At 72.6% G+C, this 13,125-nt stretch carries 9 protein-coding genes; 5 read left to right on the top strand and 4 right to left on the bottom strand.

Annotation, left to right across the window (positions count from 1 at the left end; all coding sequences use genetic code 11):
* Positions 1-18: 18 nt before the first annotated feature.
* Positions 19-1,491, top strand: a complete 1,473-nt coding sequence (locus ACZ4AA_RS03275) for a S28 family serine protease (RefSeq protein WP_467594386.1) — start codon at positions 19-21, stop codon at positions 1,489-1,491.
* 57 nt (positions 1,492-1,548) lie between these two features.
* On the opposite strand, the gene ACZ4AA_RS03270 is transcribed toward ACZ4AA_RS03275, so the two are convergent.
* Complete coding sequence (locus ACZ4AA_RS03270; protein WP_467594383.1) at positions 1,549-3,423, bottom strand: glycoside hydrolase family 3 protein; 1,875 nt, start codon at positions 3,421-3,423, stop codon at positions 1,549-1,551.
* Positions 3,424-3,702: 279 nt separating this feature from the next.
* Between ACZ4AA_RS03270 and aroA the strand changes: the two genes are divergently transcribed.
* From aroA to ACZ4AA_RS03255, 3 genes are all read left to right on the top strand, one after another.
* The gene (gene aroA, locus ACZ4AA_RS03265) at positions 3,703-4,941 is read left to right on the top strand and encodes a 3-phosphoshikimate 1-carboxyvinyltransferase (protein WP_467594380.1); all 1,239 of its coding nucleotides are present in this window, start codon (positions 3,703-3,705) and stop codon (positions 4,939-4,941) included.
* Between the two features lie 109 nt (positions 4,942-5,050).
* The gene (locus tag ACZ4AA_RS03260) at positions 5,051-6,310 is read left to right on the top strand and encodes a Gfo/Idh/MocA family protein (protein WP_467594376.1); all 1,260 of its coding nucleotides are present in this window, start codon (positions 5,051-5,053) and stop codon (positions 6,308-6,310) included.
* Entirely contained in the window at positions 6,307-7,149 is an 843-nt protein-coding gene (locus tag ACZ4AA_RS03255; protein ID WP_467594373.1) for an RBBP9/YdeN family alpha/beta hydrolase, read from the top strand. Before ACZ4AA_RS03260 ends, ACZ4AA_RS03255 begins: the two co-directional genes overlap by 4 nt.
* On the opposite strand, the gene ACZ4AA_RS03250 is transcribed toward ACZ4AA_RS03255, so the two are convergent.
* From ACZ4AA_RS03250 to ACZ4AA_RS03240, 3 genes are all read right to left on the bottom strand, one after another.
* Positions 7,130-8,023: an MHYT domain-containing protein gene (locus tag ACZ4AA_RS03250; RefSeq protein WP_467594369.1), complete on the bottom strand. Its 894-nt coding sequence runs from the start codon at positions 8,021-8,023 to the stop codon at positions 7,130-7,132. The two genes, ACZ4AA_RS03255 and ACZ4AA_RS03250, sit on opposite strands and share 20 nt — an antisense overlap.
* 202 nt (positions 8,024-8,225) lie before the next feature.
* Positions 8,226-9,161: a bifunctional helix-turn-helix transcriptional regulator/GNAT family N-acetyltransferase gene (locus ACZ4AA_RS03245; RefSeq protein ID WP_467594366.1), complete on the bottom strand. Its 936-nt coding sequence runs from the start codon at positions 9,159-9,161 to the stop codon at positions 8,226-8,228.
* Between the two features lie 130 nt (positions 9,162-9,291).
* Positions 9,292-10,341, bottom strand: coding sequence for a LacI family DNA-binding transcriptional regulator (locus ACZ4AA_RS03240; RefSeq protein ID WP_467594363.1), 1,050 nt, complete (start codon positions 10,339-10,341; stop codon positions 9,292-9,294).
* 490 nt (positions 10,342-10,831) lie between these two features.
* On the opposite strand from ACZ4AA_RS03240, the gene recD2 reads away from it, so the two are divergent.
* Positions 10,832-13,087, top strand: a complete 2,256-nt coding sequence (gene recD2, locus ACZ4AA_RS03235; RefSeq protein ID WP_467594360.1) for an SF1B family DNA helicase RecD2 — start codon at positions 10,832-10,834, stop codon at positions 13,085-13,087.
* The last annotated feature ends 38 nt before the right edge of the window (positions 13,088-13,125 follow it).

Raw genomic sequence — 13,125 nt, 5'->3', positions numbered from 1 at the left:
ATTCCCAGGGGAGGGTGCATGCGCAAGGCGCTCAGAGGGCTGCTCGTGCTCACGGTGCTCATCGGCACGCTGAGCACGGCCGGGACGGCCACCGCCGGCCCGCCGGAGGCCCACGGCACCACAGGAACGACCGGCACGGCGCGTACGGCCGACGACGGCAAGGACATCCTGGACCGGCTGCTCGCGATCCCGGGCATGAGCCTCGTCCAGGAGAAGCCGTACACCGGCTACCGGTTCTTCGTCCTGAACTACACCCAGCCCATCGACCACCGGCACCCGTCCAGGGGCACGTTCCAGCAGCGGATCACCGTGCTGCACAAGGACACCGCGCGTCCGACGGTCTTCTACACCGGCGGCTACAACGTCTCCACCACCCCGAGCCGGCGCGAACCCACCCAGATCGTGGACGGCAACCAGGTGTCGATGGAGTACCGCTTCTTCACCCCGTCCCGGCCCGACCCGGCCGACTGGTCCAAGCTCGACATCTGGCAGGCGGCCAGTGACCAGCACCGTGTCTTCCAGGCGCTGAAGCCGCTCTACGACCGGAAGTGGATCGCCACCGGAGGCTCCAAGGGCGGTATGACCGCCACGTACTACGAGCGCTTCTACCCGCGTGACATGGACGGCGTCGTCGCCTACGTCGCGCCGAACGACGTCGTGAACGACGAGGACTCGGCCTACGACCGCTTCTTCGCACGGGTCGGCACCAAGGAGTGCCGCGACCGGCTGAACGCCGTGCAGCGCGAGGCCCTGGTGCGCCGGGAGCCGCTGGAGCGGAAGTACGCCGCGTACGCCGCCGACAACGGCTACACCTTCACCACGATCGGCGGCATCGACAAGGCGTACGAGGCGGTCGTGCTCGACTACGTGTGGGGTTTCTGGCAGTACAGCCTGCTGAAGGACTGCGACACGATTCCGGCCGACGCCGACCACGCGAGCGACGACGACATCTGGAACTCCGTCGACACCATCTCGGGCTTCTCCGCCTACACCGACCAAGGCCTGGAGACGTACACCCCGTACTACTACCAGGCGGGCACCCAACTGGGCGCGCCCACCATCCACTTCCCGTACATCGAGAAGAAGTACCTCCGCTACGGCTACCAGCCCCCGCGCAACTTCGTGCCGCGTTCCATCCCGATGAGGTTCCAGCCGTCGGCGATGCGTGACGTGGACGGCTGGGTCCGCCGGCACGCGCACCACATGCTGTTCGTCTACGGCCAGAACGACCCCTGGGGGGCCGAGCGGTTCCGTCCGGGGTCCGGGGCGCGCGACTCCTACGTCTTCACGGCACCGGGACTGAACCACGGCGCGAACGTGGCCGGGCTCGCCGCCGACGAGAAGGCGCTCGCCACCGCCCGCGTCCTCGACTGGGCCGGGGTCGCCTCCGCGTCGGTCCGGGCCGACCCGTCGGCGGCCCGGCCGCTCGCCCGCTACGACGCGAAGCTGGACCGCCGGGACACCGAACGGGACACGCTCCCGCGCCCGTAGCCGGACACGGCCCTGCACCGGACACCCGGAGCAGGGCCGTACGGCCTCGGTAGGGGGCTAGTACCTGAGCCCGTACCCGATCGGATAGAGCACCTGTGCCGGATCGTCCGCCCGCTGCACCGCCACCGGGAGCCGGCCGCGCGGGTGCACCCGTCCCGCGATCACCCGGGCGGCGGCGCGCACCTCGACATCGGTCCAGGAGTACGAGGCCAGGAAGGCGCCGACCCCCGGGATCTGGGCGATGTCGTACGGGTTGCGGATGCCGACGGCGGTCACCGGCACGCCCGTGGCGACCAGTCGTTCGACCAGGGTCCTCTGGGACCCGGCCGCCGTCAGGTTGTACGTCAGGGCGACCACCGCGTCGGCGCCGGCCGCCGCGGCGACGGCCCGGTCGATCGTGGCGGCCGACGGCGCCGTCCCCGTGGACAGGGCGGTCGCCGTGAAGCCCAGACCGGTCAGCGTGGCGGCGGCCACGGTGGTGGGCGGCCCGTCGGACAGCGAGGGCGAGGCCGGATCGGCGCCCACCACCAGCACCCTCGGAGTGCGCCGCCGCGCGAGCGGGAGCAGCCCCTCCTTGTTGACCAGCAGCGTGGTGGTCCGCTCGGCGATCCGGTCGGCCGCCCGCAGGTGCCCCGGGATGCCGACCACCCGGTCGACGTCCTCCTCGGAGACGTACGGGTCGCTCAGCACCCCGTGCTTCGCCTTGAGCCGCAGGATGCGCAGGATCGACTCGTCGAGCCGGGCCTCGGTCAGCTCGCCGCCGCGCACGGCGTTCAGCACCGCGTTCCACGCGACGGCCAGGTCCGGCGGGTTGAGGAGCTGGTCGACCCCGGCCTTGAGCGCGAGGACGGGGACGCGGTCGTCGCCGTACTTCGTCCGGACGCCCTCCATACCCAGCGCGTCCGTCACCACGACACCGTCGTAGCCCAGTTCGCCGCGCAGGATGCCGGTGACGATCGGGTGGGAGAGCGTGGCGGGGTCACCGGCGGGATCGAGCGCCGGGACCATGATGTGCGCGGTCATGATCGAGTCGATCCCGGCGCGGATCGCGGCCCGGAAGGGCACCGCGTCGAGCTCCGACCACAGCTCGCGGCTGTGGGTGATCACGGGGAAGCCGAAGTGGCTGTCCACGGCGGTGTCGCCGTGGCCGGGGAAGTGCTTGGCCGTCGCCGCGACCCCCGAGCCCTGGTACCCCTTCACCTCGGCCGCCACCAGGCCCGCCACCGCGTCCGGATCGGCGCCGAAGGACCGCACGCCGATCACCGGGTTGGCCGGGTTGACGTTCACGTCGGCGTCGGGGGAGTAGTCCTGGTTGACACCGATCGCGCGCAGCTCGGCGCCGCCGATGCGGCCCACCGTCCGGGCGTCGGCCCGCGAACCGCCCGCGCCCAGCGCCATCGCGCCCGGGAACAGCGTCGCGGGCTTGCCCACCCTGGCCACTATCCCGTGTTCCTGGTCGGTGGAGATCAGCAGCGGAAGCCCGCGCGGCTGTTCGAGCGAGGCCCGCTGGATCCCGTTCGACAGGGCGGCGATCTGGTGCGGATCACGGGTGTTGTGCGCCCAGGCGAAGTAGATGATCCCGCCGACGCGGTACTTGGCGATCAGCTCGGCGGCCGTGCGGACGCCGATCTCGCCGAGGTTGGCGTCGATGTCGGCCTGGTCGGGCGCGGTGGCCGAATGGCCGTACACCCGCATGACGAAGACCTGGCCGACCTTCTCCTCCAGGGTCATACGGGAGATCAGGGCGCGCAGGGCCTTGTCGTCGCCCGGGCGGGTCCCGGCCCCGGCCGCGTGGGCGCGGGGCGCCGCGGCCAGCGCGGCGGTGATGCCCGCCGTGGCGGCGAGCACCGTACGCCGGGAGGGCGCTGACGGTCTGTCCGGCTCGGCCGGCCCGGTCGGTCGTGAGGTGCTTCCCGTGCTGGAGTCGCGCACAAGCGCTCCTTACCTCGTGAAGGAAACTTCCGAGGAATCACGATTATCCGGGAAGTTTCTTCCAGTCAAGGGTGTGCACAGTATCGGGGAAGGGGCCGCCACCGGCGCGGTTGGAGGGGGGCGCGCCGGTGACGGCGTGCCGCCCGGCGATCGGTCCGCCGGGACGGGGGGCGGCGGCCCTGCCGGTGGGCGAGGTGGCGCTCGCCTCGCGCACACCACGAAAGGTCCAGTCGGCGGACGTTCCGGCGCCGGAGCGCGCCGGGGCGCCAGCATGACCCCATGGCCGTCGTCGACATCCCCGGTTCCAAGTCCATCACCGCCCGCGCGCTGTTCCTGGCCGCGGCGGCCGACGGGGTCACCCGGCTCGTCCGCCCGCTCCGCTCGGACGACACCGAGGGCTTCGCGGAGGGCCTGACCCGGCTCGGCTACCGCGTCGGCCGGACCCCGGACAGCTGGCACATCGACGGACGCCCGCAGGGTCCGGCGGCGGAGCGGGCCGACGTGTACTGCCGGGACGGCGCGACCACGGCCCGCTTCCTGCCGACCCTGGCCGCCGCCGGACACGGCACCTACCGCTTCGACGCCTCCGCCCAGATGCGCCGCCGCCCCCTCGCCCCCCTGACGCGGGCACTGCGCGACCTGGGCGTGGACCTGCGGCACGAGGAGGCGGAGGGCCACCACCCGCTGAGCATCACGGCCCGCGGGGTGGAGGGCGGCAGGGTCACCCTCGACGCCGGCCAGTCCTCCCAGTACCTCACCGCCCTGCTCCTGCTCGGCCCGCTGACCCGCACCGGCCTGCGCATCGAGGTCACCGACCTGGTCTCCGCCCCGTACATCGGCATCACGCTCGCGATGATGCGCGCGTTCGGGGCGGACGTGACGGTGGCCGGCGACGTCTTCGAGGTGGCACCCGGCGGCTACCGGGCCACCACCTACCCCGTCGAGCCCGACGCCTCCACCGCGAGCTACTTCTTCGCCGCGGCCGCCCTGACCGGCCGCGAGGTCACCGTCCACGGCCTCGGCACGGAGGCGCTCCAGGGCGACCTTGCCTTCGTGGACGTGCTGCGCCGGATGGGCGCGCACGTGGAGAGCGGGCCCGACCGCACGACCGTGCGCGGCACCGGCGAACTGCGCGGCCTCACCGTGAACATGCGCGACATCTCCGACACGATGCCGACGCTCGCCGCGATCGCGCCCTTCGCCTCAGAACCGGTCCGCATCGAGGACGTCGCCAACACCCGGGTCAAGGAGTGCGACCGCCTGGAAGCCTGCGCGGAGAACCTCCGGGCCCTCGGTGTCCGGGTGGAGACCGGCCCCGCGTGGATCGAGATCCACCCGGGCGTCCCCGTCGCCACCGGGATCAGGACGTACGGGGACCACCGCATCGCCATGGCCTTCGCGGTGACCTCGCTGCGCGCCCCGGGCATGGTCTTCGACGACCCCGGGTGCGTACGCAAGACGTTCCCGGCCTTCCACGAGGTGTTCGGCGCCTGGGCCGCGGCCACAGAGGACCGCTGAGCGGGCCCGGCGTCCGCCGCCCGCGTCTTGTCGGGAAGATCTGGGGAGGCTAGCTTCGCGACGGACGGCGCCGACCGCGCCGGAGACCCGACCGGGAAGCGGTGAACAGATGTCCTCCGGTGCCTCCGTTGTCACACTCGCCGTCGTCGGTGCCGGGGACCGGGGGACCGGTCACGCGCGCTGGGCCCTGAAGCACCCGGAACGGGCCCGGGTGGTGGCCGTCGCCGAACCCCGGGAGACCAGGCGAGAGAGGTTCGCGGGCGCCCACGGCCTGGGACCGGAGGCCGCGGTGGACGACTGGCGGGCGCTGGCCGCTCGCGGCCGGATCGCGGACGCCGTGCTGATCTGCACCCTCGACCGCGAACACCTGGAACCAGTCCTGGAGTTCGCGGCCCTCGGCTACCACATCCTGCTGGAGAAGCCGATGGCCCTGACCGAGGACGAGTGCCGGCGGATCGTCGACGCGGTGGAGAAGGCAGGGGTGATCCTCGCGGTCGGGCACGTCCTGCGCTACACCCCGTACACCCGGGCCGTGAAGGAGGTGGTGGACTCCGGCCGGATCGGTGACGTGGTCAACGTCCAGCACCTGGAGCCCGTCGGCTTCTGGCACCAGGCCCACTCCTTCGTGCGCGGCAACTGGGGGCGTACGGACCGAGCCACGACGATGCTGATGGCCAAGTCCTGCCACGACATCGACTGGTTGCAGTACGTCCTCGGGCAACCCCCCGTCCGTGTCTCCAGTTTCGGACGCCTCTCGCACTTCCGGCCGGAGAACCGGCCCGAGGGCGCCGCGGACCGCTGCCTCGACTGCGCGGTGGAGCACAGCTGCCCCTATTCCGCCCGGCGCGAGTACGGCGACCGGCTCGCCCGCGGCGAACACCACTGGCCGCTCGCCGTGGTGGTCGACGACTTCACCCCCGAGGCCCTGGAGACCGCCCTGCGCGAGGGCCCGTACGGGCGGTGCGTGTACGCCTGCGACAACGACGTGGTCGACCACCAGGTCGTGTCGATGGAGTTCGCCTCCGGGGCCACCGCCACCTTCACCATGACCGCGTTCACCGAACAGGCCGACCGCCGGACCCGGATCTTCGGGACCCGCGGCGAACTGCGCGGCGACGGCGAGAGCCTGAGCGTCTACGACTTCCTGACCCGGACCGAGGAGGCCGTCGGTCTCACCGCCCCGGGGGCCATGGACGCGGCGGGCGGCCACGGCGGGGGCGACGCCGGCCTGATGGACGCGTTCGTCGCCGCCGTCGCCACCGGCGACCCGGGCCTCGTGAAGTCCGGCCCGCGGGAGTCCCTCACCAGTCACCTCACCGTCCTGGCCGCCGAACGCGCCCGCCACGCGGGCACCGTGGAGGCCGTGTGACCGAAGACCGCGGGGACGCCGGGCGCGCCGGCCCGGAGACCTTCGCGGGCGGTCAGGAGACCGCGATGCGCCGCCGCGGCCTCTGGACCGGGGAGCAGGGGATCGGCAACGATCACGCCATGAACACGCACGACACCGACAGCCCCGCGGGCGACGGGCCCGCGAAGGACAGCCCCGCGGACGGCGGCCTCGCGAAGGGCGGCTCCGCGGACGACGGGCCAGCGGGAGCCGGCCCCGCCGACGGCGGGCCCGCGCCGGCCGCGCGGTCCTTCCTGATCCTGCACGGCTGGCAGAACCACCGCCCGCCGGGCCACTGGCAGCACTGGCTCGCGGGCCGGCTCGCGGAGCGGGGGCAGCACGTCGTCTACCCGCAGCTCCCCGATCCCGACGACCCGGATCTGGAGGTGTGGCTGGCGGAGCTGGCCCGTCACCTGGACGCCCTGCGCGGGCCCGAGCGCGTGGTCGTGGCCCACAGCCTCTCGGTCGTGCTGTGGCTGCACGCCGTGGCCCGCGGGCTGCCGGGCACGGCGGGCGTCGACCGTGTGCTGCTCGTCGCCCCGCCGTCCGCCTCGGTCCTCGCGGGACTGCCGGAGATCGCCGGATTCACGCTGAGGGAAGGGGACTTCACCGTCCCCCGGGCCACCCGCCTGGTCGCCGGTGACGACGACCCCTACTGCCCGGAGGGCGCCGGGACCGTCTACGGCGACCCCCTGGGCGTGCCGACGCTGATGCTGCCCGGGGCCGGGCACCTCGGCATGGACGCCGGTTACGGTCCCTGGCCCGCCGTGCTGGAGTGGTGTCTGGACGGGGCGGCGCCGATCACCGTCCGCGCGGGCTAGTACGCCGGTCCACCGGCTGGTCGCGGGGCTCGAAGAGCGAGGCGTTCCGCGGAGGCCGCACGGGGCGCTCGGGCACGACGGCCGTGCCCCGGCGCCGCCGCGGGGTGGCCCGGCTCCAGTCCCCGTCGCCGAGGACGAGCTGGGGGTCGAACATCACCACCACCCCGGCCAGGATCAGGAAGACGACCGGTCCGACGAGCAGGGGGAGCAGGATCGAGGCCGACGAACTGCTGCCGTACATCCCGGTCATGTACGAGGCGTCCGTCGCGCCGCGCAGATGCACCGAGAGGGCGGCCATGCCGGTGTAGTGCGTGCCGGTCAGGGCGACGCCCATGAGCAGTCCCGCGCCGAGGGCGGCCGGGAAGCCCCGGAAGGAGGCGGCGGTCCACAGTCCTGCGGTCGCGGCGGTGACCGCGATCAGGACGGAGGCCGCGACCGTGAGCGAGTCGTACTCCAGGGACCCGTTCAGCTTCAGCGCGGCCATGCCGGTGTAGTGGGTGGCCACCACGGCGAGCCCGGTGAGGATCCCGGCGGCGGTCAGGGTGACGGGGGTCGCTCCCCGGTAGCCCACGGCGAAGACGCCGAAGCCGGCCGTCACGATCGCCACGAGGAGGCTGAGCGCGGTCAGGCGGGCGTCGTAGTCGATCGGGATCCCCTGGATCTTGAAGCCGACCATCGCGACGAAGTGCATCGTCCAGATGCCGCAGCCGATGGTCGCGGCCCCGAGGGCCAGCCAACCGGGCTTCCACGACTGCCGGTTGCTCAGGGAACGGACGACACAACGCAGCCCCAGAGCGCTGCCGACACAGGCGACGAGGTAGGAGGCCGCCGGAGTCACCACCCCGAAAGCGAAGCCCTCCACTGTGCCTTGCATATATGCCAACTCCCCCTGAGAACGGGTTACTTGGGGGAGTACGGTCTCGCGCCCAGGTTGCGTGAGCGGTCCCTTACGGTAGGTGTTTGCGTTAACTCTGCGCAGCGGCTTCGTTCAGCGCGCGGACGCGTTGTCCGGACTCCGGACACCTGGACGTCCGTCCGGGTCCTGAGGGTCCCGGCGCGAGCCGTCGGCGCCCGCGTCAGTCCGGCCCGGCGCGCAGGTCGAGACGCCAGTCCTGGCCGGTCAGATCCGCGCCGAAGGACCGGTGCGGCTTCTCGCCGACCAGGGTGAATCCGTGACGCCGGTAGATCCGCCCGGCGGCGGTCAGGATGTCGTTGGTCCACAGGACGAGATCGTGATAGCCGACGCCGCGGGCGAAGCCGGTGACCGCCCCGACGAGCCGGTCGCCGACCCCGAGACCCCGCGCCTCGGGCTCCACGAGCAGCAGCCGCAGGCGGGCGGTACCCGGAGCGTCGTCCCTCACGCACATCACGCACCCGACGGGCCGCCCGTCGAGCTCGGCGATCCACACCCGCTCCAGGTGCGGGTCGTGGTCCTCGGCGAAGTCGGCGACGATCCGTGCGACCAGGCCCTCGTAGTCGGTGTTCCAGCCGTACTCGGCCGCGTACAGCGCCGCGTTGCGCTGCACGATCCAGCCGAGGTCGCCGGGGCCCGGCTCGCGCAGCAGGACGTCCTCGGGACGCGGTGCGGTCCGCCCGTCGCCGAGGAGGGCGCGCACCGTGCGCATCGCCTCCGCCAGCCGGGGCCGGTCGGCGGGCGGCACCTTCGCCAGCAGCGTGCCCGCGCTCTCGCGCTCCCGCTCGTCCAGCACCGCGGCGGCGTCCCGGCCGCGCGCGGTGAGCGTGATCCGGCGGCGCCGCGGGTCCTCCTCGGGGGCGGCGCGCTCCACCAGCCCGTTCTGCTCGAACCGGTTCAGAATCCGGGTCAAGCAGCCTGGTTCCAGCGCGAGTTCGGCAGAGAGGCCGGCTGCGCGGGTCTCGGGCGCGTGTGCCAGTTCGAGCAGGACACGGGACTCGGCCGGCGTGTACGGCGCGCACGGGTGGCCGTCGTGGTCGAGAGCGCCGACGACGTCCGCGCAGAAGCGGGTGAAGGAGCGGATGTCCTGCACGGTCATGATCGGTCCCGGAGGTCGGCTGCACACGGTCGCGATGGCCTGCTCGGCCCGGATGTCCGAGGCGGTCAGGGATGCGCCCGAGCATAGGCCGCCCGGGCCGTCGCGCCCAGGCGGAGCGGCGGGGGAGAGGTCAGCCCCGGGGACCCGCGGTGGACCCCCGGACCATCAGCTCACCCCGCACCGTCGCGATCCCGCCCGGCGGCGGCTCCTCGCGGCCCATGGCGATCCGGCCGGCGCGGGAGCCCGCCTCGGAGAGCGGCAGCCGTACGGTCGTGAGGGCGGGCACCGCGTCGATGCTGAACGGCAGATCGTCGAAGCCCGCGACGGACACGTCGTGGGGGATGCGCAGCCCGGAGTCCCGCAGGGCGGCGCAGGCGCCCAGCGCCACGGTGTCGTTCGCGGCGATGACCGCCGTCAACGACGGGTCGCGGCGCAGGAGTTCGAGCGCCGCCTCGTAACCGGACCGGCGGTCGTAGCGGCCGTGCACGGTGTGCCGCGGATCGTCCTCGACGCCGTGGGCGCCGAGGGCCGCCCGGTGCCCCTCCAGCCGGTGGCGGGTCGTCGTGCGCTCCTCGGGGCCCGCGATGTAGCCGAGCCGCCGGTGGCCGAGACCGATCAGATGCTCGGTCAGCTGCCTGCCGCCACCGCGGTTGTCGAAGGTGAGCGCGATCGCCCCGGGCGCCTGGGGCGCGGGCGGCCGTCCGCACAGCACGACCCGGGTGCCCGCCTCCGTCAGCCTGCGCAGCTTGGCGGCGACCGCGTCCGCGTGGGCGGTGTCCTCTATCGCGCCGCCGGTGAGCACGACCGCTGCGGCGCGCTGGCGCTGAAGGAGCGTGAGGTAGGTGAGTTCGCGCTCGGGGGAGCCTCCGGTGTTGCAGACGACCCCGAGCCGCTCACCGCCCGCGCGCCCGCCGGGCCCGCCGATCTCCGACTGGATCGCCGCCGCCATGATCCCGAAGAAGGGGTCGGCGATGTCGTTGACCAGGATGCCGACGAGGTCGGAGGTCGCCGCGGCCAGCGAACTCGCCGGCCCGTTCAGCACGTAGTCCAGCTCGTCCACCGCGCGCAGCACCCGCTCGCGCGTCGAGGAGGCCACGGGGTAGTTCCCGTTCAGCACACGCGACACCGTCGCGGGAGAGACCTGCGCGCGGGCCGCCACGTCCGCCAGGGTCACCGTCATCTCGTCGTCCTCCGGTCGCGCCTTGTCGTACCACGTCGTTCGGGTCGTACGTCTCGTACGCCGTCGTGCCTGGTCATGTCTCTTCGTACGGCGTCGAACACGGAGCCGAAGGCCGGGCGCGCCGCTTTCTGTGGGCAGGGTCCGTGCAGACCCTACGGCCATTGGCCTTTGTTGTTCGCCCCCTCGAACAACTCGCCTTCGCGGTGGTCTTGTCCGCACCGTCGCGCGGACGCCGGCTTCTTCCTGTTCTCACCCGAGCTCCCCTGCTCCCGGGATCCCCGGAAAAAATCTTCGGAAGTGCGTACAACCGTTCCGGGACCTGGTCGGTCGTACGGGGAGTCAGGACCTTTGGAGGGGGATCCGGGGGGATCGCGGGGGGTTCTGGCACGGGAGGGGAAACCGAGGGGCCCGGTCGACGGACCGGGCCCCTCGAAGTCTTCCGGGCCCACGGCGCCGGAGCACTGTCGGTGACGGGCGGTACGGTCGGCTCATGACCGATCAGGCGGGGGCCGCGCAGACGGGCGAGCGACGGCCGGCCACGCTCGAAGGCGTGCTCGAACGCATCACGTACGCCAACGAGGAGAACGGATACACGGTCGCCCGGGTCGACACAGGACGCGGCGCGGCCGATCTGCTCACCGTCGTCGGTTCCCTGCTCGGCGCCCAGGTCGGCGAGTCCCTGCGCATGGAGGGCCGCTGGGGCTCCCACCCCCAGTACGGCAAGCAGTTCACCGTGGAGAACTACACGACGGTCCTCCCCGCCACCGTCCAGGGCATCCGCCGCTATCTCGGATCGGGCCTGGTCAAAGGCATCGGACCGGTCTTCGCCGACCGCATCACCGTGCACTTCGGCCTGGACACCCTGCGGATCATCGAGGAGGAGCCGAAACGGCTCATCGAGGTCCCCGGGCTCGGCCCCAAGCGCACGGGGAGGATCGCCGACGCCTGGGAGGAGCAGAAGGCGATCAAGGAGGTCATGCTCTTCCTCCAGACCGTGGAGGTGTCCACCTCCATCGCGGTCCGCATCTACAAGAAGTACGGCGACGCGTCGATCTCGGTCGTGAAGAACCAGCCCTACCGCCTGGCGTCCGACGTCTGGGGCATCGGCTTCCTCACCGCCGACAAGATCGCCCGCTCCGTCGGCATCCCGCACGACAGCCCGGAGCGCGTCAAGGCCGGCCTCCAGTACGCCCTGTCCCAGTCCACCGACCAGGGCCACTGCTATCTCCCCGAGGAACGGCTGATCGCGGACGCGGTCAAGCTGCTCCAGGTCGACACCGGCCTGGTCATCGAGTGCCTGACCGAACTGGCGGCCCCCGCGGAGGAGGGCGAGGACCCCGGGGTCGTACGGGAGAAGGTGCCGGGCCCGGACGGCGGCGACCCGGTCACGGCCGTCTATCTGGTCCCCTTCCACCGCGCCGAACTCTCCCTGTCCGCGCAGCTGCTGCGCCTGCTGCGCCCCGGCCAGGACCGGATGCCCGGCTTCCGGGACGTGGTCTGGGACAGGGCGCTGGCCTGGCTGAAGGGGCGTACGGGCGCGGAGCTGGCCCCCGAGCAGGAGGCTGCCGTCCGGCTCGCGCTCACCGAGAAGGTCGCGGTCCTGACCGGAGGTCCCGGCTGCGGCAAGTCGTTCACGGTCCGCTCGATCGTGGAGCTGGCCCGCGCCAAGGGCGCCAAGGTGCTGCTCGCCGCGCCCACCGGCCGAGCCGCCAAGCGCCTTGCGGAGCTGACGGGGTCCGAGGCCTCCACCGTGCACCGGCTGCTGGAGCTCAAGCCCGGCGGTGACGCGGCCTACGACCGGGACCGCCCGCTGGACGCCGACCTGGTCGTCGTGGACGAGGCCTCCATGCTCGACCTCCTGCTCGCCAACAAGCTGGTCAAGGCGGTGCCGCCGGGCGCCCATCTGCTCTTCGTCGGCGACGTCGACCAGCTGCCGAGCGTCGGCGCCGGAGAGGTGCTGCGCGACCTGCTCGCCGAGCGCGGGCCCGTCCCGGCGGTGCGCCTGACCAAGGTCTTCCGCCAGGCCCAGCAGTCCGGGGTGGTGACCAACGCGCACCGGATCAACTCCGGGCAGCACCCGGTCACCGACGGTATGAAGGACTTCTTCCTCTTCGTCGAGGACGACACCGAGGAGGCCGGGCGGCTCACCGTGGACGTGGCGGCGCGGCGGATTCCGGCCAAGTTCGGCCTCGACCCCCGCCGGGACATCCAGGTCCTCGCCCCCATGCACCGGGGCCCGGCGGGCGCGGGCCACCTGAACGGACTGCTCCAGCAGGCCATCACCCCCGGGCGCCCGGACCTCGCCGAGAAGCGGTTCGGTGGCCGGGTCTTCCGGGTCGGCGACAAGGTCACCCAGATCCGCAACAACTACGACAAGGGCGAGAACGGCGTCTTCAACGGCACGGTGGGTGTCGTCACCTCCCTCGATCAGGTCGAACAGCGGCTGACGGTGCGCACCGACGAGGACGAGGAGGTGCCGTACGAATTCGACGAGCTGGACGAGCTGGCCCACGCCTACGCGGTGACCATCCACCGCTCCCAGGGCAGCGAGTACCCGGCGGTGGTGATCCCGGTGACCACGGGCGCCTGGATGATGCTCCAGCGCAATCTGCTCTACACGGCGGTCACCCGGGCCAAGAAGCTGGTCGTTCTCGTCGGTTCGCGCAAGGCGATAGGCCAGGCGGTGCGTACGGTGTCCGCGGGACGCCGGTGCACGGCCCTGGACTTCCGGCTCTCCGGTCAGTGATCCACCGCCTCTCCCCGCGGCGGACCGAGGCACTTCCG

The sequence above is a fragment of the Streptomyces sp. NPDC024698 genome, from assembly GCF_055559015.1.
Note: the sequence above shows the minus strand (reverse complement) of the source record. Positions and strands in the feature narration are given on the sequence as shown.